This window comes from Proteus cibi (assembly GCF_003144405.1).
GTDB lineage: Bacteria > Pseudomonadota > Gammaproteobacteria > Enterobacterales > Enterobacteriaceae > Proteus > Proteus cibi.
The window spans coordinates 63,643-83,872 of the sequence record NZ_PENW01000033.1 but is presented as its reverse complement, the minus strand read 5'-3'; the positions used below and the strand labels follow the sequence as shown (position 1 = coordinate 83,872).

Annotated in this window: 15 protein-coding genes and 1 riboswitch; of the genes, 8 read left to right on the top strand and 7 right to left on the bottom strand. The window is 40.2% G+C overall.

Annotated features, from left to right (window positions below; translation table 11 throughout):
- Positions 1-209: 209 nt before the first annotated feature.
- The 6 genes from rluA to thiB form a co-directional block, all read right to left on the bottom strand.
- Positions 210-863 (bottom strand): bifunctional tRNA pseudouridine(32) synthase/23S rRNA pseudouridine(746) synthase RluA, encoded by a 654-nt coding sequence (rluA, locus tag DK865_RS16875; protein ID WP_023582747.1) that lies wholly within the window; start codon positions 861-863, stop codon positions 210-212.
- A gap of 55 nt (positions 864-918) precedes the next feature.
- On the bottom strand, positions 919-3,822 hold the full coding sequence (gene rapA, locus DK865_RS16870) for an RNA polymerase-associated protein RapA (protein ID WP_109392398.1): 2,904 nt from the start codon (positions 3,820-3,822) through the stop codon (positions 919-921).
- Positions 3,823-4,007: 185 nt separating this feature from the next.
- Positions 4,008-6,362 (bottom strand): DNA polymerase II, encoded by a 2,355-nt coding sequence (locus DK865_RS16865; protein ID WP_109392397.1) that lies wholly within the window; start codon positions 6,360-6,362, stop codon positions 4,008-4,010.
- Positions 6,363-6,450: 88 nt separating this feature from the next.
- Positions 6,451-7,152, bottom strand: a complete 702-nt coding sequence (thiQ, locus tag DK865_RS16860; RefSeq protein ID WP_109392396.1) for a thiamine ABC transporter ATP-binding protein ThiQ — start codon at positions 7,150-7,152, stop codon at positions 6,451-6,453.
- A complete protein-coding gene (gene thiP, locus DK865_RS16855; RefSeq protein ID WP_109392395.1) occupies positions 7,145-8,725 on the bottom strand; it encodes a thiamine/thiamine pyrophosphate ABC transporter permease ThiP in 1,581 nt (526 codons plus the stop codon). The genes thiQ and thiP overlap by 8 nt, the downstream gene beginning before the upstream one ends.
- Positions 8,725-9,687: a thiamine ABC transporter substrate binding subunit gene (gene thiB, locus DK865_RS16850; protein ID WP_196727766.1), complete on the bottom strand. Its 963-nt coding sequence runs from the start codon at positions 9,685-9,687 to the stop codon at positions 8,725-8,727. The genes thiP and thiB overlap by 1 nt, the downstream gene beginning before the upstream one ends.
- A gap of 115 nt (positions 9,688-9,802) precedes the next feature.
- A riboswitch (TPP riboswitch) is annotated at positions 9,803-9,894 on the bottom strand.
- A 112-nt stretch (positions 9,895-10,006) separates the two neighbouring features.
- Here thiB and rppH point away from each other — a divergent pair.
- The 7 genes from rppH (at position 10,007) to DK865_RS16815 (ending at position 16,493) form a co-directional block, all read left to right on the top strand.
- A complete protein-coding gene (gene rppH / locus DK865_RS16845; protein WP_036913829.1) occupies positions 10,007-10,537 on the top strand; it encodes an RNA pyrophosphohydrolase in 531 nt (176 codons plus the stop codon).
- An 8-nt stretch (positions 10,538-10,545) separates the two neighbouring features.
- On the top strand, positions 10,546-12,792 hold the full coding sequence (gene ptsP / locus DK865_RS16840; protein ID WP_109392393.1) for a phosphoenolpyruvate--protein phosphotransferase: 2,247 nt from the start codon (positions 10,546-10,548) through the stop codon (positions 12,790-12,792).
- Between the two features lie 79 nt (positions 12,793-12,871).
- A complete protein-coding gene (gene lgt / locus DK865_RS16835; RefSeq protein WP_006535954.1) occupies positions 12,872-13,762 on the top strand; it encodes a prolipoprotein diacylglyceryl transferase in 891 nt (296 codons plus the stop codon).
- 46 nt (positions 13,763-13,808) lie between these two features.
- On the top strand, positions 13,809-14,660 hold the full coding sequence (locus DK865_RS16830) for a thymidylate synthase (protein WP_023582741.1): 852 nt from the start codon (positions 13,809-13,811) through the stop codon (positions 14,658-14,660).
- A 227-nt stretch (positions 14,661-14,887) separates the two neighbouring features.
- Positions 14,888-15,397, top strand: a complete 510-nt coding sequence (locus DK865_RS16825) for a potassium:proton antiporter (RefSeq protein ID WP_228407811.1) — start codon at positions 14,888-14,890, stop codon at positions 15,395-15,397.
- Positions 15,391-16,032 (top strand): prepilin peptidase-dependent protein, encoded by a 642-nt coding sequence (locus DK865_RS16820; protein ID WP_109392392.1) that lies wholly within the window; start codon positions 15,391-15,393, stop codon positions 16,030-16,032. Before DK865_RS16825 ends, DK865_RS16820 begins: the two co-directional genes overlap by 7 nt.
- Positions 16,029-16,493, top strand: a complete 465-nt coding sequence (locus tag DK865_RS16815) for a DUF2509 family protein (protein ID WP_228407810.1) — start codon at positions 16,029-16,031, stop codon at positions 16,491-16,493. The genes DK865_RS16820 and DK865_RS16815 overlap by 4 nt, the downstream gene beginning before the upstream one ends.
- An 87-nt stretch (positions 16,494-16,580) precedes the next feature.
- On the opposite strand, the gene DK865_RS18975 is transcribed toward DK865_RS16815, so the two are convergent.
- Entirely contained in the window at positions 16,581-16,703 is a 123-nt protein-coding gene (locus tag DK865_RS18975) for a hypothetical protein (RefSeq protein WP_267128449.1), read from the bottom strand.
- A 134-nt stretch (positions 16,704-16,837) separates the two neighbouring features.
- Here DK865_RS18975 and recC point away from each other — a divergent pair, with 134 nt between their 5' ends.
- Positions 16,838-20,221: an exodeoxyribonuclease V subunit gamma gene (recC, locus tag DK865_RS16805; protein WP_109392391.1), complete on the top strand. Its 3,384-nt coding sequence runs from the start codon at positions 16,838-16,840 to the stop codon at positions 20,219-20,221.
- Positions 20,222-20,230: the final 9 nt, after the last annotated feature.

The following is a 20,230-nucleotide window of genomic DNA, read 5'->3' as shown; positions in this document are numbered from 1 at the left end:
CCGTGATAGAGATAACTTAGACTAAGTTGAGTTTATTATTTATCTCGGTAAAATATAAGTGAAATTTAATTATTTCATTCTCTCTTCTCTTAAAAAAGGAACTATATCCATGTCAAACGTCCGTGTTCTTGTTGGGGTTATGGGATTAGCGCTTTGCCTGCTCCTTGCTTCATTGAGTTCAGTGACTGTTTTAGTGTCATAAGGCGACACTAAAAATCGGCAAGGCATTCGAAATGTATTGGGGATCGGAAAGCAGGATGCGTAATAAATAATTCCTGAGCATGTAACTGCAGGCGAGGTGCCATCGCTCTTGCCTGTGGGTGTGCATAAAAGCGATCCCCTAAAATAGGATGCCCCAACGCTAGCATATGTACCCGCAATTGATGTGATCGCCCAGTAATTGGTGAAAGTTTCACTCTTGTCGCATTCGCTTCGTATTCCAACACTTCATAAAAAGTTTGCGCTGCTTTCCCGGTTTCATGACAGACTTTTTGTTTTGGTCGATTAGGCCAATCACAAATCAAAGGTAAATCAACTAATCCTTCTTCTTTTTCGATATGTCCCCAAACGCGTGCGATATAGGTTTTTTTGGGTTCACGTTCACGAAACTGACGCTTTAATTCACGTTCTGCTTCTTTATTTAGTGCAACAACGATAACGCCACTGGTCGCCATATCAAGACGATGCACACACTCAGCATTAGGAAATTCTGCTTTAATGCGCGACATAATACTGTCGTTATGCTCTGGCGCTTTGCCCGGCACAGACAGTAATCCGCTGGGTTTATTGACGGCAATAATATGCTCATCTTGATATAAAACATGTAACCAAGGATCAGTCGGCGGGTTATACACTTCCATCATGGTGGATATCTCATCAAAACAACGGGGAGTAAAAGACTCCCCGCTTTAACGGTGATTATTGGTGGGTAACAACAATGAGGCGAATGGAATCTAAACGCCACGTTGCTTCATCTAAATGGTTAAGAATATGAGCACGTTCGTTCTCAATGGCTTCAACTTCATCATCACGAATATTTGGGTTTACCGCCCGTAACGCTTCTAAGCGCGATAATTCATGAGTTAGCACGCGATCGGCTTCTTCTTTCGCCGTTTGGATAAGTCCTTTCGCTTCAACTTCCATTAACGGTTCAGAGGCTTTAAGTACATGGTGGACTTCACTTTGTACCGCATTAACCAGTTTGCTTGATGTATGGCGATTAACCGCATTTAATTGGCGGTTAAAACTTTCAAACTCAACTTGAGAGGCAAGATTATTACCTTTCAGATCAAGTAATAAGCGAACGGGTGTTGCTGGTAAGAAACGACTTAAATGAAGATGTTTAGGCGCTTGTGCTTCTACGACATAAATCAGTTCAACTAACAGCGTTCCCACAGGCAAGGCTTTATTTTTTAATAAAGAAACGGCACAACTTCCTGTATCGCCAGATAAAATTAAATCTAAGCCATTACGGATAATTGGATGTTCCCAACTGATAAATTGGGTATCTTCACGAGATAGCGCTTGCTCTCTATCAAATGTGATAGTGCAACCATCTTGCGGTAATCCTGGGAAATCAGGCACTAACATATGATCGGACGGCGTTAAAATAATTAAGCTATCACTGCGATCTTCTTGATTAATACCGACGATATCAAACAAATTCAGTGCAAAGTTCACTAACTCAGGATCGTTATCTTGAGCCGCTATTTCACCCGCTAATGCAACGCCAACTTCACCGCCATTAGAATGCATTTCTAATAGGCGGTCACGACCTTGCTCCAGTTTGAGTTTCATTTCATCATGCTGTTTACGGCAAGCAACAATAAACTCATCAAAATCAGCTAATTCATTAGGTTGCGCAAGGTAAGTGATGAGAGCATCATATTTACTATCATAAATAGTACGACCTGTTGGACAAGTATGCTCAAAGGCATCTAAGCCTTCATGATACCAGCGCAATAATACGGATTGAGCAGTGCCTTCAAGATAAGGAATGCTAATATCAATGTCGCGATTTTGACCAATACGATCGAGACGACCAATACGCTGTTCGAGTAAATCTGGGTTAAATGGCAGATCAAACATCACCAGTTGATTAGCAAACTGGAAGTTGCGTCCTTCTGAGCCAATTTCTGAACATAGTAGAACTTGTGCGCCTTCTTCTTCAGAAGCAAAATAAGCCGCTGCGCGATCGCGTTCAAGTAATGACATCCCTTCGTGGAAGACAGCGGCACGAATACCTTCACGCTCACGTAAAACTTGTTCTAGTTGCAGCGCTGTTGCTGCTTGAGCACAAATCACCAGGACTTTTTCATGACGATTTGCCGTTAAGAAACCCAGTAGCCATTCAACACGAGGGTCAAAGTTCCACCATGTTGCGTTTTCACCTTCAAATTCTTGGTAAATACGTTCAGGGTAGAGCATCTCTTTTGCACGAACTTCGAGGCTCTTTTTCGCTGCCATAATCTCAGCCACTTTAATTGCAGTTTGATATTGTGTTGGCAGTGGCATTTTTATCGCGTGAAGTACGCGATTTGGGAAACCTTTAACACCAGAACGTGTGTTACGGAATAACAAACGCCCCGTTCCGTGTCTGTCCATTAACATATGGATAAGTTCTTGGCGAGATTTAGTCCGTTCTTCACCTTGAGTATTTGCCGCTTTCAGTAATGGTTCAACATCTTGCTCGCTGATCATTTCACTGATGATATTTTGTTGTTCGGTGTTTAAATCATCTTCTGATAGCAAAATAGTAACGGCATCGGCAACAGGGCGATATTTTTGTTGCTCATTAATAAATTCGTTATAGTCATGGAAACGGCTTGGATCAAGCAGACGTAAACGAGCAAAGTGGCTTTCTTGACCCAATTGCTCTGGGGTTGCCGTTAATAGCAATACAGATGGAATAGATTCAGCTAACGCTTCAATCACTTGATATTCACGGCTTGGTGCATCTTCACTCCAAACAAGGTGATGGGCTTCATCGACAACCAACATATCCCATGTTGCTTCAACCAAGTGTTCAAAACGTTGCTTGTTTTTACGCACAAAATCTAAAGAGCAGATGATCATCTGTTCTGTTTCAAATGGATTATCGCTATCTAATAAAGATTCGCTATAACGGCTATCATCAAACAGCGAGAAACGTAGGTTGAAACGGCGTAACATTTCAACTAACCACTGATGTTGCAAGCTTTCAGGCACAATAATCAACACTCGCTCAGCACGACCATCCATTAATTGCTGGTGGATAATCATACCGGCTTCAATCGTTTTACCTAAACCAACTTCATCCGCTAATAATACGCGAGGGTTATGACGTTTACCCACTTCATTGGCGATATAAAGTTGATGAGGAATAAGACTTGCACGAATACCACGTAAACCACTTTGTGCTTGTTTAAACTGCTCGCTCATAAACTTACGAGCGCGGTAGCGTAATGCAAAGCGATCCATACGGTCGATTTGACCGGCAAAGAGGCGATCTTGAGGTTTATTAAAAGTGAGTTTGTTATCTAAGAAGACTTCACGTAATTGTGCAGGTTCTTCAGTGTCTAAACGTACACCATGATAGATAAGTAGGCCGTTATCTTCTACAACGTTATCAATGGCGAGTTTCCAGCCTTCGTGACTGGTGACGGTATCCCCTGCATTAAACATCACCCGCGTTATTGGCGCATCATGGCGGGAGTAAAGGCGGTTTTCGCCACAGGCAGGAAAAAGTAAGGTGACCATGCGGGCATCAACTGCCACAACAGTACCCAGTCCAAGCTCGCTTTCAGTATCGCTAATCCAACGTTGACCAAGAGTAAAAGGCATATATATAAACTCAGCTCTCAAATATATAATTTAGGAATTATTAATGAATGCAGTATCGCGGTGTTGTCATTAAAATCTGCGGGATAAAAATGGCTTGTTCCTTGACCAAAGAAAAGCTAATTATCACCAAAGGGGCGTTATGTTAATAGATGCAAAGCAAACCGTCACCTGCAAAATGACACAACTTAAAATGAGAGTGTCATTTGCCCATTTAACAAGGTCGAAAAATCATCTTGTATAAAAGGTAGAATTGCATCTGCAATGGGCATTAATTGCTTATTGATATAGTGCTCATAATCAGGTGCAGTGGTAATGTGCTCCAACGGCTCAGGCCCCAAGAGAGTAATTATATAACTAATCCAACCGCCTTGCTGGTATTGTTGAGGCCTATTTTGGGATAAATTATATTCATCCGCCTTACGTGCTGCTTTGACATGAGGAGGGACGTGGTGCTGATATTCTGATAATTTCCGACGTAACCGTTTACGATACACCAATCTCTCATCATATTTACCTGCAAGTGTATCCGCGACATAATCACGAATAAACTGCTGATAAGGTTGCTGATAAAAAATGCGTGTATAAAGTTCCTGCTGAAATTTTTGAGCGAGGGGAGTCCAATCTGTTCTGACGGTTTCTAATCCTTTAAATACCATTTTATCATTACTGAGTCCGGCGTAGCGTTTCTTGCTACCCGTTTCCATACCCCGGATAGTGGGCATTAAAAACCGACGATAATGGGTTTCGTATTCTAGTTCTAATTTGCAATCTAGTTGGTATTTTTCAAAGAGGTGTGTTTTCCACCATTGATTTACGTCTTGTACTAATTGGTATCCAATCTGTTGTGCTTGTTGTTCTGTGTGAGGTGATTTTAGCCAAACAAAGGTTGAATCCGTATCGCCATAAATAACTTGATAACCTTTGGCTTCAATTAATTCTCGTGTTTTTTTCATAATTTCATGACCTCGTAGCGTAATAGAAGACGCTAGACGAGGATCAAAAAAGCGACACCCCACAGACCCTAAAACACCATAAAAAGCATTCATAATAATTTTGAGAGCTTGAGAGAGCGGCGCATTTTTATGTAATTTTGCATTATCTCTTGCATGCCAAATTTGTGAAACGATAGCAGGCAAACAGTGTAGCTCTCGTGAAAATCGAGCTTGGCGAAATCCAGAAATAGAAAACTGTTCATCGGGTTGGTGCATTCCTTCAATCATTCCTACTGGATCAATTAAAAAAGTACGAATAATAGAGGGGTAAAGGCTTTTGTAATCAAGCACAACAACTGAATCATATAAGCCGGGTGCTGAATCCATGACAAAGCCTCCGGGGCTATGTTCTTCGGGTTTTTCACCTTGGTTCGGTGCAACATATCCAATGCGATGCATTGAAGGAAGATAGAGGTGGGTAAATGCAGCCACAGATCCTCCGCTTCTATCAACGGAAAGCCCTGTAACACAAGCTCTCTCTAATAAGAATGCCATAAGCGATGTTGCATCAAAGATACGGTTTACTAAGATACAATCTTGCCAATTATAATAAGCTAGTGCGGGTTTATCTTCTTTAAAGCGACGGTTAATTTCATCCATTCTGGCGTAAGGCGTATCAATGGCTTTACCTTCACCTAACAGTGTTTGAGCTACAGATTCGAGGCTAAAAGAGGGGAAATTCCATGTTGCCATTTTCAACGCATCGATCCCATCGATAATTAAACGCCCTTGAGCTGAAGCAAAAAAATGACCTTTTTTAAATCCATGCTCTCGCCACTCTAATGGGTTATTTTGACGACCTAATAATAAACTGATGCCATATCGTTGGGCGTGTGTGTACAAAATACGCAGATCGAATTGAATTAAATTCCAACCGATAATCGCATCAGGATCGTAATATTGTATCCACTCATTCAGCTTTTCAATTAAACGCAATCGACTACTGACATAACATAAGCGATAGCCTTGAGGTTGCTGACTTTCACACTCTGTGGGTAACTCATCAGTAAGCATAAACACCACATTATCACCACAGCCTGCAAGCCCAATAGAGTAAAGCTCACCAAATTCACTGGTTTCAATATCTAAAGAGACAGCTCGAAGCGTTGGACGATAATCAGATGCTGGTTTTAATGTAGCAAGATTATTTTGTTGATAACGAAACCAGACCGGCGCGGTGATAAAACGCTCCATCATATAACGTTCATGCGGGCGGATATCCGCTTCATAAAGGCGGATGTGGTGCTCTTTAAGTTGTTGCTCAAGTTGGGTAAGTTGGCGATATTGTTTGCAATAAACACCAAAAACGGGCTGTCTTTCGAAATCTTTTAAATCGAGAGGGCGAATTTCAATATCAGGATTTTTATTAATGAGTGCGCGTAAAACAGTTTCATGTTGGCGGGCTACAAAACCGATAGCGCGTTGCATAGGCACAGTAACTTTGCGTGGACCATTATCCGTTGCCAGCCAATAAGAGACGACAATACCTTTTGGTGTGTCGCTCCAGTGGCGAGTAAGAATAAAGCCTTGTTCCGTATGACCTATCATGAGCACCCAATAAACACAAATAATTCACTAAAGATGTGTTTATTATAGTCAATGTAGTGGTTATTTATACAGTTAATTTTGGCTGAGATTAATTAAACGGAATACCTAAAATAAGTGATTGATCCACTTCACCATTTATTAGTGATTGCGTATTTCCATCATACACAATCATACCATTATCAATCACAATCGCTCTTGAGGCGATTTTTGCGGCATCTTCTAAGCTATGTGAGACCATCAATAAAGTTAACGCTTTCTCATCACAAAGTTGCTCAAGTAGTGCTAGCATTTCAATGCGTAAAGCGGGATCTAATGCAGAAAAAGGTTCATCGAGTAATAAAATCGGCTGTTCACGTACCAAACAACGTGCAATTGCGACACGTTGACGCTGACCACCTGATAATTGAGACGGTAAGCGTTCAAGATATTCACTAAGCGCCACTTGTTCAGCCCGACTCTCTAAGAGCGCTTGTTGGTCTCTAGTCAGTTTTAGCCCCGGATTTAACCCTAAACCAATATTTTGTCTTACCGTTAAATGGGGGAATAGATTATTATCTTGAAATAACATGGAGATAGGACGTTTAGCCGGGACGGTTTTAGTGTGATTTTCGCCATTGAGAAACAGGCTTCCCTTTTCTGAGGGTAAAAAACCAGCGATTAAACTGAGCAATGTACTTTTACCTGCACCACTTGGTCCCAATACAGCAATGCGTTCTCCTGCATTAACCGTTAGATTAAATAAGAGATGTTGGTGTTCATAAGTGTAAGCAAGGTGCTCTAATTTAATCATGAGATTTTCCAGCTAATCGTTCTATTAGGCTAAAAAGAGTGAAGCAAAGTAGCAATAAGATCATGGCGGTTACAGCCCCATCTTGTGTGTGATAAGCGCCAATTTGCTGATAAAGATAGAAAGGCAATGTTCTAAATGTTTCATTACCAAAGAGGGCAACAATACCAAAATCACCAATAGAAATGACACAAGCAAAGGCAAGTGCTTGGGAGATGGGTTTTTTTAATGCACGTAGTTCTATCCAACGGAGTCGGTTTATTCCTTGTAAATTTAGCGACTGACACAAAAGACCATAACGTGAAGCGATATCATTCATTGGATTTTCAAGCACTTTTAAGGCATAGGGAATGGCAATTAATGCGTTGGTCAATATCACTAAAAGATAAGGTGATTCAGGCAATCCAATTGTATTGTTGAATAGAAGGAAAAAACCTGTCGCCAATACAATCCCTGGCATCGCCAGAATAATCAAACCACTCATTTCCATGGCCTGACCTGCTTTTTTAAAATGGCGTAAGCGAAGTTCTCGGCTACTCCATAGCAACATCATTGTTAATACAACACAAACAATACCCGCACCAACAGCAATAATCAGTGAGGTTGTAAAAGCTTGCCAAAGTACAGGCTGTTGTATGACACGAAGAAATTGGCTATTAAGACCATCAGTTATGACGGCTAAAATAGGGGGCACTAAAAAGAGGATCGCCAGGAGGATAATGAGACCATCGGTTATTTTGCTAAAGATAGGATCATAGGGATCACGCCAATGTCGCTTTTGACTGTTTCCCACAAAAAGAGCGCCTTTTAGCTTTTGGCTAATAAGCACTAAACCTAAACAACAAAAAAGCTGGATCAAGGCTAACAGTGCAGCACGATGTAAATCGTAGTCATAGCTTAACGCTTGATAAATCGCGAGTTCAACAGTCGTTGCCGCAGGACCTCCGCCTAATGCCAATACAGTGGCAAAGCTTGCAAAGCAGAGCATAAAAATCAGTGATGCGGTGGGGAGCATTTGGCGCCATAAATAGGGAAGCTCTAGAAAGCGAAAACGTTGCCAACCATTCATGCCTAATTGAGACGCTAACTGGCGTTGCTCTGATGAGATGCTTTCTAATGCTTGTAATAGCATTCGGGTTGCTAATGGCATATTGAAAAAGAGGTGAGCTAATAAAATACCTTGCAAACCATAAGGGGTAAATGGGTAGTCGATCCCTAGCCATTCACAAATTTGAGCAATCCATCCCGCTCTGCCATAAACCGTTAAAATACCAAAAAGTGCAACCAGAACAGGTAATACCAGACTCATGGCGCATAGGCGTAAAAACAGTGTTCGCCCTTTGAATTGGCGTCGATAGAGGGCTTTGGCGAGCCAAATAGCAGGTAATATCGAAAAGAGTGCAGATAAAAAGGCTTGCCAGAAAGTAAAGTGGACGACATGCCATAAATATTCATCAGCAAAAATGGAGGACAGCTCACCACTTGGCGCATTAAACCACAATGCACCAAATGACAATAGCGCGACAATAAGCAGTAAACCCGAGGCACATAGCCCCGGGATAAGCCATCTTGCCATTAGCGACTAACCGCAGATTGCCAATGACGAGTCCATGTTTGACGCTCTTTTGCGACAACATCTGCATCGAATTGCAATGATTTTTCGGGTTTTGGCATCAAAGAATAGACATCGGGCAATGGCATATCGATAACAGGATACATCCAATTGGTCGTCGGTATGGTTTCTTGGAATGCAGGAGTCAACATAAACTGCATAAATTGCTGGGCTAATTCAGGTTGTTTGCTCGACTTAAGTTTTGCAGCAACCTCGACTTGTAAGTAGTGTCCTTCATCAAAAATCGCCGCCGCATAGTTATCTTTTTTATCCGCTAAAATGTGATACCCCGGAGAGGATGTGTAGCTAAGTACGAAATCACCTTCGCCTTTTAAGAATAAGCCATAAGATTCACTCCAACCTTTAGTGACTGTTAGTGTTTTCTCTGACAATTTTTTCCATTCAGTCGCCGTGTTTTCAGGATAAAGCGACTGCATCCAGAGCATTAAACCTAAGCCTGGGGTACTGGTGCGAGGATCTTGATAGAGGATTTTCCATTTCTCTTGACTGTTTAATAGTTCAGTCATGCTTTTAGGCGGGTTCTGGACACGGTTTTTATCATAAATAAAAGCAAAGTAACCGTAGTCATAAGGCACAAAGGTATCGTCAGTCCATTTTTCAGGTAAAGTGAGTTTGGATGTATCGATATTACTTGGTGCGAACAGTCCCGTTTCTTTTGCTGCGTGGATCAGATTGTTATCTAATCCTAAAATAATATCTGCCTTACTTTTATCACCTTCCATTCGTAAGCGATTAAGTAGAGACACGCCATCAGACAGAGCAACCAGTTTTAGTTCACAATGACATTGTTGTTCAAACGCTTTTTTTATTGCAGGTCCGGGGCCCCAATCTGCGGTAAATGAATCATAAGTGTATACAGTGAGCGTAGGTTTTTGTGCTAAGGCTTGAGTTGAAAAAGCACTCATAATACCCAGTGCACCGATAAGAAAAGTAAAACGAAGCGATTTAGTTAACACGTTTAGTTCCTCAGTAAAAGTCAGGTAGGATCTGAGGAGTGAGGATGGCAAACCAATGAATATTGCAACATCCTGACTCAAATCCCTACGCCAGTATTAGCTGGATCAGGTTCCACGAGTTTTTCTCAGCCTAACAAGGCACCCCGTTGAGACTTTCCCATTGTAGATAAATACGCGCGTTGTGCAAAGTCTGTTGATAGAGGTTTACCGTTTGTGGGGAGTATGAAACAATGAGTTATCTTTCAAATTTGGTTATTGAGGTAGTCTAGTGATTGATGATGATGGCTACCGCCCGAATGTAGGGATTGTAATTTGTAATCGGCAAGGGCAAGTGCTTTGGGCTCGTCGCTATGGGCAACATTCATGGCAGTTTCCTCAAGGGGGAATTAATCCTGGAGAATCGCCAGAGCAGGCAATGTACCGAGAGTTGTTCGAAGAAGTTGGGTTAAGTCGCAAGGATGTCAAAATTCTTGCCTCCACACGTAACTGGTTACGTTACAAGTTACCTAAGCGTTTGGTGCGTTGGGACACAAAACCTGTTTGTATTGGACAAAAACAGCGTTGGTTCCTTTTGCAGTTAACAAGTAATGATAAAGACATTAATGTTCAACAAAGCAAAACGCCAGAATTTGATGGCTGGCGTTGGGTGAGTTATTGGTATCCAGTTCGACAAGTCGTCTCTTTTAAACGCGATGTTTACCGACGTGTAATGAAAGAGTTCGCACCAGTAGTCATGCCATTGCAAGAACAAGTGTTTTTACCACGTCCATCGTATGGATATCGGCGTAAAAGGTATTAGATAACACTATGCTGACACGTTTGCGAGAAATTGTAGAAAAAGTGGCTATGGCAGCAGGGCTTCCAGAAGCGCTTGAACTCTTAGTCAAGGAAACGTGTCAGGCAATGCACACGGATGTGTGTTCTATTTATCTTGCTGATAAACAACGTAGTTGTTTTTATCTTATGGCGACCAAAGGGCTAAAAAAACCTAGAGGGAGAGCCGTTAGCCTTTCATTTGATGAAGGCGTTGTGGGGGAAGTAGGGCGTCTTTCTGAGCTTATCAACCTCGCTGATATTCGCGAACATCCTAGTTTTAAATACCTTCCTCAAGTTAAAGAAGATGATCTTCGTGCTTTCCTTGGCGTTCCTATTGTCTATCGCCGTCAACTCCTTGGTGTGCTAGTCGTTCAGCAAAAAGAGCGTCGCTTATTTAATGAAAGCGAAGAATCTTTTATGGTGACGTTGGCGACACAGCTTGGTGCTACATTATCGCAAGTACAAACTAAAGGGCTTTTTGGTCAATATCGCCAAAGTCGGATCAAAGCACTTTCAGTTTCGACTGGCGTCGTTATGGCTTATGGTTGGCAAGAAGTCTCTCAACCTATCCTTGAAAATGTCTTTAAAGCCAGTGCTCTTGATATAAAAGCAGAATTACATCGACTTACGGTAGCGTTAGAAGATGCTACCGCAGAATGTCGTCGTTTTAGTAAGCGATTTATGGCGAATGCACAAAAAGAGAGTGCTGCCATATTCGATCTCTACTCGCATTTACTCAATGATCCGCAACTTAAACATAAAATGACTGCAATCATTACACAAGGGTATGTTGCGGAATGGGCAGTTAAAGTGGTGGTTGAGAAAGTGGCTGCCCAATTTTCTAGCCTAAAAGATGGTTATATGCGAGAGAGAGCCTCTGATCTTAAAGCATTAGGGCGCCGTTTATTATTCCATCTAGATGATGATCTAAGCTCAACCAATATTTGGCCAGAGCGTTTTATTTTGGTTGCTGATGAATTAAGTGCAAGTCTATTGGCAGAGTTACCCGAGCAGCAACTTGCTGGTGTCATTGTTCGAGATGGCGCAACTCACTCGCATTCTGCCATTCTTGTTAGAGCAATGGGAATACCTGCGATTATGGGGGCAGATATTCAACCTGAGCTTTTACATAATCGCATGCTTATTCTGGATGGTTATCGTGGTGAAATATTTATTGAGCCAGAGCCTTTTATTACCCAAGAATACAAACAAATTATTGATGAAGAGAGCGTATTAAGCCAAATTGCAGAAGAGCAGCTCGAACAGCAAGCGGTTTTAAAAAATGGCGAGGCAGTTAGCGTTCAATTGAATGCTGGATTAAATATAAAGTATGAGCAACGCATTAGTGTGGGAATTGATGGCGTTGGTTTATATCGTACTGAAATCCCTTTTATGCTACAAAGCGGCTTTCCATCTGAAGATGAACAGAAAAATCGCTACCGCGAAATACTCTCTTTTTTCCCGGATAAACCGGTTGTATTGCGAGCTTTAGATATTGGTGCTGATAAGCAACTTCCTTATATGCCAATTAATGAGGAAAATCCCTGTTTAGGTTGGCGAGGGATCAGAATATTACTTGATCAACCTGAGATCTTCCTTATTCAGCTACGCGCAATGCTAAAAGCAAACCTCGAATTTAAAAATTTGAAAATTTTGTTGCCGATGGTGACAAGTATTGATGAAATTGACGAAGCAAGAACATTGCTACTACGAGCATGTGATGAAGTGAGTCGAGAGCTAAACTGTGAATGTGTCCCACCTCCGCTGGGTATTATGCTTGAAGTACCTTCATTGGTCTTTATGCTGTCACAATTAGCTAATCGGGTCGATTTTATCTCAGTGGGAACAAACGATCTGACGCAATACTTGCTTGCGGTCGATCGTAATAATACCCATGTAGCATCACTCTATGATAATTTGCATCCTGCCTTATTGCGTTCACTGAATTTGATTGCAACACAATGCCAATATTATCAGTTACCCGTAAGTGTTTGTGGCGAAATGGCGGGTACGCCAATAGGGGCATTGCTATTAATAGGGCTCGGTTTTAGGCAGTTAAGCATGAGTGGTCGTAGTTTACCTAGGGTAAAATACTTATTGCGCCATCTTGATCCTGTGATGTTACAGTCTTTTATGCAACAGGTGTTGCAAGCTGAAACGGCAACAGAAATCAAAAAATTGTCTTCTGAATTTATGGAACGGCAAGGATTAGGTGGATTAATTCGCGGAGGTATTTAGTCGACCTTCGTATAAGCCTTTTCTATGTTGGTAATAAATAACCAGCACAGAAATTATTGATTAAATGAAGTAGGGAATAATGAGTATAAGCTACCTTAAATTTCCAGAGATTGATCCCGTTATGTTCTCTATCGGACCCGTGTCATTACACTGGTACGGTATGATGTATTTAGTTGGGTTTGTCTTTGCCTTATGGCTTGCAAATCGTCGAGCGGCAAAACCGAATAGTGGTTGGAATAAAAATGAAGTTGAAACATTACTTTATGTTGGTTTTGTCGGTGTGTTTATCGGTGGTCGTTTAGGTTATGTTTTATTCTATAACCTACCTGTCTTTTTAAATGATCCTCTTTATCTCTTTAAAGTGTGGGATGGCGGTATGTCGTTCCATGGTGGTTTAATTGGGGTCATTTGTGCCATGATTTGGTTTGCTAAACGCACTAAACGTAAATTTTTCCAAGTGGCTGATTTTGTGGCACCTTTAATTCCATTTGGTTTAGGCTTAGGTCGTATTGGTAATTTTATTAATGGTGAATTATGGGGACGCGTCACATTAGATACGCCTTGGGCCTTCTTATTCCCAAGCTCTCGTTCTGAAGATCTCCAGCTTGTTGCTCAAGATCCAACAACACTACTGCCGATTATTCAAGAATATGGCGTTTTACCTCGTCATCCCTCACAGCTTTATGAAATGCTGTTAGAAGGTGTGGTGCTATTTATTATCCTGAATATCTTTGTACGTAAAAGTCGCCCTGTAGGTAGTGTGTCAGGCTTGTTCCTGATCGGTTATGGTGCATTCCGTATTATTGTTGAATTCTTCCGTCAACCAGACGCACAACTAGGATTATTTGGTGGTGTGAGTATGGGACAAATACTTTCAATTCCAATGATTTTGTTGGGTATTATTTTTATGGTATGGGCTTATCGTCAAGATAAAAAGACACCACAGAATCCAACACCTACTCACAAATAGTGTGAGATAAATTTTTTTATTATTAGCTAATTACAAGAGAGACAACATGAAGCAGTATCTGGCATTGTGTCAACGCATTATCGATGAAGGGCAATGGATTGATAATAAACGGACAGGAACCCGTTGTTTAACGGTGATTAATGCCGATCTGGAATATGATGTTGCGAATAACCAATTTCCGCTGATAACGACACGTAAAAGTTTCTATAAAGCCGCAATTGCAGAATTGTTAGGGTATTTACGTGGTTACAACAACGCAGCTCAATTTCGTGAAATTGGTTGTAATACATGGAATGCAAACGCAAATGAAAATGAGGCATGGCTAAACAACCCACATCGTAAAGGTGAAGACGATATGGGGCGTGTTTATGGTGTTCAAGGACGCCAATGGCAACGCCCTGATGGCTCCCATTTTGATCAACTACGTAAAGTGGTAGATAACCTGACTAAAGGTATAGATGATCGGGGGGAGATCGTAACGTTCTATAACCCAGGCGAAACCGAGCTAGGTTGTTTGCGCCCTTGTATGCATACACACACATTTTCATTAGTGGGTGATACGCTTTACTTAACGTCTTATCAACGTAGCTGTGATGTGCCATTGGGTTTAAATTTCAACCAAATACAGTGCTTTGTTTTATTAGCGCTGGTGGCTCAAATTACAGGCCATAAGCCAGGTAAAGCTTTTCATAAGATAATCAATGCACATATCTATGAAAACCAATTACCACTTATGCGAGATGTACAACTAAAAAGAGAGCCATTACCGTTACCTACATTACATATCAATCCAAAAATTAAAACGTTGGAAGATATCGAAACGTGGGTAACAACGGATGACTTTACTGTTGAAGGTTATCAATGCCATGAAGCGATAAAATATCCATTTACGGTTTGATCTTTCCTTTATGTTTTAAAGCCTCTGTTTAGTGATAAACAGAGGCTTTTTTATTTTCTATCATTAAATTCAATAGAATAAGTTTAATTCTAGCCTTATCGAAGACTACTTTTTGTGTTTGTTCTGAAAATATTGTTCCTGCGGCATTGTTCGAAAAAAACACTCTCTTTTATTTACCTTACAAAGGTTTAGCTGCATCTTTATTGCAGGCGCTAAAGGAGAACAGAATGAACAGTAATATGGAAATAAGCCTAAACAGTAAACTTGAGCAAGAGAGTGAATTTGGAATAAGCCTATTCGAAATGCTGGTTGTCATGATGATAGCCTCAATTTTAAGTTACTTATCAATCACGACCTATCAGCAATTTACTCATCAACGTCAATTGATACATAGTGTGCGAGAAACCATTGCTTTTCTTTCTTATCAGCGACAACAAGCGCTACTGTTTAATATAAAAATTAAAATATCATTTCATTTATCACCCAGTAATCAAGTCGTCGCTACGCCTTTTCCTCTACCGTATTCAAATGAAAAACAAACTATTTTTCAATTATCTACGGGTGTTCAACTTAAACAATCAACAGTCTCAAATTTTACGTTTGGGCGTGTTCGTCAAACCTTAAGACCAATGAATTTTGTGCTTCAAAGCTCAGAGGGTGAAGTGAAAATTATTATTTCCTCTTTAGGCAGAATACGAGCATGTAGCCAGAAAATTAAGGTGTTTTCGCCATGTTAAAGCGATCAATATTTTCCTTTTCATCTGGCATGATGTTAATGGAATGCCTTTTTGCCATGGTCATGAGCGGTGTGCTATTTCTTTGTATTAGTCGGGCTTATCCTCAACTAATGAATACTCTGCTCCATTCTTACCAACAGCATCAGTTAGATATCTTTTTAAGAGAAAGATTATTGGTACTAGAAGCACAACTCAGGCGAACTGGATATTGCCAAGGTGATTGTGCCGATATATCGCAGTTAAAGGAGCCACACACTTCCCCATTAAAAATAGGGCAGTATTCTTATCAAGAAAAAAACACCTGCATTATTTTTGCTTATGACGTAAATGGCAATGGTCGATGGGATGCTCCCTCTTCAAAAGAGAGCGATTATTTTGGCTACCGGCTTAAAAATGGGCAATTAGAACAATTAAGAGGAGTACAAAATTGTACTTCTTCAGGATGGCAACGATTTTTTGAAAGCCATGAGATTGAAGTGACTGAGTTTATTTTACGCCCTTACTCAAGACAACATCTTATCAAAGAGAAACCCTCTTTTTATCTTTCAGTTTCTTTAAAATGCCATTTAAAACAAAATACTACAGTAAAGTTGCATTATAAAAATGACATTCGGTTAAGGAATGTGACTGCATGATGAGTATTGATTCAATTCACAATAAAAGTGAGCAAGGATTTGCCAGTTTACTTGTCGTAATGGGGTTTATTGTTATGTGTTTATCGGCGCTTGGGAATTTTGCTTATCATTACAGGCAGTCTCAACAAATCGTGATGCAAGAGTTACAAGCACGACAGGCTTTTTTATTTGCTGAATCTGCATTAGCGTGGGGAATAAAACTGAATTGGGAAATTTTATCGCCACAGTTAAATAAATGGCAATGTCGCCATTTTCATGCAAACCCAAAAATAAAAAGCTGTTTATTTTTGATTTCTTTAGAAAAGGGCTTATTGCAAGGACAAGCAGAAAGCGTAAATGGTTATAAAATATATCATTATCAATGGGTTGATTTTTTGAAGGACAAGAATAAATCCATTGTTGCGCATCAAAATGGATGGCTAGATTATTGCCCATTAGTGCATAGGGAGTGTGTGTTATAGATAACATTCAAAATAAATCAGAAAGCGGCTCTATTTTACTTAATACAATGTTTATATTACTGTTTTTTAATATTAGTTTTGTCGCTATTATAGGGTATAGTCAATCATTAAAAGCTGACTTTCAGCGGTTAATTCAAATTCAGCAGGCAGGGCAGGAACTTTTTGTTTTATTTGAACAAATATCTGATAAATCACCTGACTATTCCGCATTTAACCCCAAAATAATGACACGTTCACTTTTACAGTCTGAAGGTTGTCTGCAAATAGAAGGTTATGTTGCTAATAATGTATTACCCGAAATAAGGCTGTATTACTGGTCATGCTATTAATAAGATGAGGATCTGATGTTTCATATATATCACTCAAATCAATTGTCATTACTAAAGTCACTTATGGTGCACTTTATGCAGACCAGACCACTTTCTTCTCCGTTTGAACAAGAAGTGATCCTTGTACAAAGCCCCGGCATGTCTCAGTGGCTGCAAATTCAGCTTGCAGAAAGCTTGGGTATTGCTGCTAATATCCGTTACCCATTACCCGCAACTTTTATTTGGGAAATGTTTACGCGGGTATTATCAGGTATACCTAAAGAAAGCGCTTTTTCTAAAGATGCCATGACATGGAAATTAATGGCATTACTCCCTGAATTTTTGCCTCATGAAGAATTTAAGCCCTTACTGCATTACCTTGATGATGATGAAGACAAACGTAAACTTCACCAGCTAGCAGGGCGTGTCGCTGACTTATTTGACCAATATTTAGTGTATCGTTCTGATTGGTTAGCTTCGTGGGAAAAAGATGAATTAATCGAAGGGTTGAGTGAAAACCAACGCTGGCAAAAAATATTGTGGGTAGCATTACAACAATACACAAAAGATCTTAATCAGCCCCAATGGCACCGCTCTAATCTTTATCAGCAATTTATTTCGACATTAAATAATGCAAAAGAAGGGGAGCTTCAGCACTGTTTTCCACCCCGTATTTTTATTTGTGGGATTTCAGCGCTACCGCAAGTTTACTTGCAGGCATTACAAGCGATAGGGCGTCATACCGAAATTTATTTACTCTTTACCAATCCTTGCCGTTATTATTGGGGAGATATTCAAGATCCTAAATTTCTCTCTCGTCTTAATAGCCGAAAACCACGCCATTATAAGCAATTACATGAATTACCTTGGTTTAAAGACGAAAAAAATGCATCGTCGTTATTTAATGACGAGGGGGAGCAAAATATCGGTAATCCGCTATTAGCGTCATGGGGAAAACTGGGTAAAGATAACCTTTATTTCCTCTCTGAACTTGAATATACCGATGTGTTAGATGCGTTTGTTGAGATTTCAAGAGACAATTTACTTCATCAATTGCAAGCAGACATTCTTGATTTAGAAGATTTTTCGCAATTAGGTACAACACTTGAAACTTATGAGTGTAGTGAAAATAAACGAGTGATTTCGCCAGATGATCATTCACTGACTTTTCATGCCAGTCATAGCCCACAGCGCGAAGTGGAAGTGTTACAAGATCAATTACTGCATTTACTAGAGCAAGATCCTGAATTGTTACCGCGTGATATTATTGTGATGGTTGCGGATATTGATAGTTATACTCCTTATATTCAAGCAGTGTTTGGTAATGCGCCTTCGGAACGTTATCTTCCTTTTGCTATTTCAGATAGAAAAGCTCGTCAAGCGCACCCTGTATTACAGGCTTTTATTACGTTGTTAGAGCTTCCTCAAAGTCGTTTTACTGCCGAGCAAGTCTTAGCGCTGCTTGAAGTTCCTGCTTTAGCGGGGCATTTTTCTATTTTTGAAAATGAACTAAAACTACTACGTCGTTGGGTTGATGAGTCAGGCATACGCTGGGGATTAGATGATGAGAATGTGGCTTCATTCTTATTACCCATTACGGGGAAAAATACGTGGGAGTTTGGCTTACTGCGTATGTTGCTTGGCTATGCGATGGAAAGTGAAAATGGGCCTTGGAAAGGTGTTCTTCCTTACGATGAATCCAGTGGATTAGTTGCTGAACTTGCAGGACATCTTGCTGATTTTCTTTATACATTAAGTGATTGGCGTACACGTTTGAGTGAAACCCGTTCATTAGAAGCATGGCTAGAAGTTGGACAACAATTAGTGGATGCCTTTTTTGAGTCTGATGAGGAAACAGAATTAGTCTTAGCGCTGATTATCCAACAATGGCAAAAAGTGATTGAAAATGGGTTGAAAGCACAATATCAACATGAAATTCCGTTAGTCCTTATTCGTGATGAATTAACAGTACGATTCGATGATGAAAAAATCAGTCAACGTTTCTTAGCGGGTAGCATTAATTTCTGCACATTAATGCCTATGCGTTCTATTCCCTTTAAAGCAGTGTGTTTATTAGGCATGAACGATGGTATTTATCCTCGTAATATTCAGCCGTTAGGATTTGATTTAATGGCTGAAAAACGCCGTCGAGGTGATAGAAAACGTCGTGATGATGACCGCTATTTATTTCTTGAAGCGCTTAGTTCAGCTGAAAAATACCTTTATATCAGTTATATCGGGAAATCAATACGTGACGATCGAGAATGTAATCCATCAGTTTTAATCAAAGAGTTACAAGATTATATTGGTCAAAATTTCCGTTTACCGGAGGATGGTGAACTCAATGTCGATGACAGTGCGAACCGTATAAATCAGCATTTATTCACACAGCATAGCCGAGTTCCTTTTGCTCAAGAAAATTTCCGAATAGACGCTTCCTTTCGTTCTTATGCCGCTGAATGGCTACCTGCTGCCAGTGGACAAGGGGAGGTACATCAAAGTTTTACGGAAGCACTTAATGATGATGACACAATAGATAATGTCTCTGTTGATGCGCTTGCTCGTTTTTATCGTCACCCTATTCGTGCTTTCTTCCAACAAAGATTAAAAACAAACTTTGTTATTGAAGAAACAGAATTACCTGAAGAAGAGCCATTTGTAATAAATGCACTTCAACGTTATCTATTGAATCAATGGTTATTAAAAGCATTGATTGATCAAACCTCAACAGAAGCTTTGTTTGAGCGCATCAAAGCAGCGGGACAACTTCCTGCGAGTGCATTTGGTCAGATTTATTGGGAGCAACAAATAGAAGAATTACTTCCTTTAGCTGAAAAGATAAGAAGTGAACGATCGGCAACACATTCTGTCACATTAGAGCAAAGCTTTAGTGCAATGCCATTGATTGGTCGTTTAAATGAGGTACAAGCTGATGGTTTATTACGTTGGCGACCAGCTAGCTTAACCGCTAATGACTTGTTGCAGCTTTGGATTGAGCACTTAGTTTATTGTTTGAAAGAGGGCACGGGCGAGAGCCGTTTTTATGGTAGAAAAGAGACTCAATGGTGTTTATTACCAGTTGATCCTGACGTTGCCTATTCAATATTGGACAAATTAATCAGTGATTATAAACAAGGGCTAAACAGTCCATTAGCGCTATTTGCGAAAAGTGGCTGGGCTTGGTTACAAGCTTGCTATGATAAAAAATCACAAGCATTTTTACTTGATGATGAAGAGACACTTGAGAAAGCAGAATTAGTACTGATGCAACATTTAACGGATAGCTATAATCGAGAGGGTGAAATGAGTGATATGTATGTTCAGCGTGCTTTCTCTCAATTAGACGAGCCTTTTTTACAAACAGTCAAAGAGACGGCATTAACAATATTTAAACCAATAATTCCATTTCTGAAAAAATAAGGGAGCTCA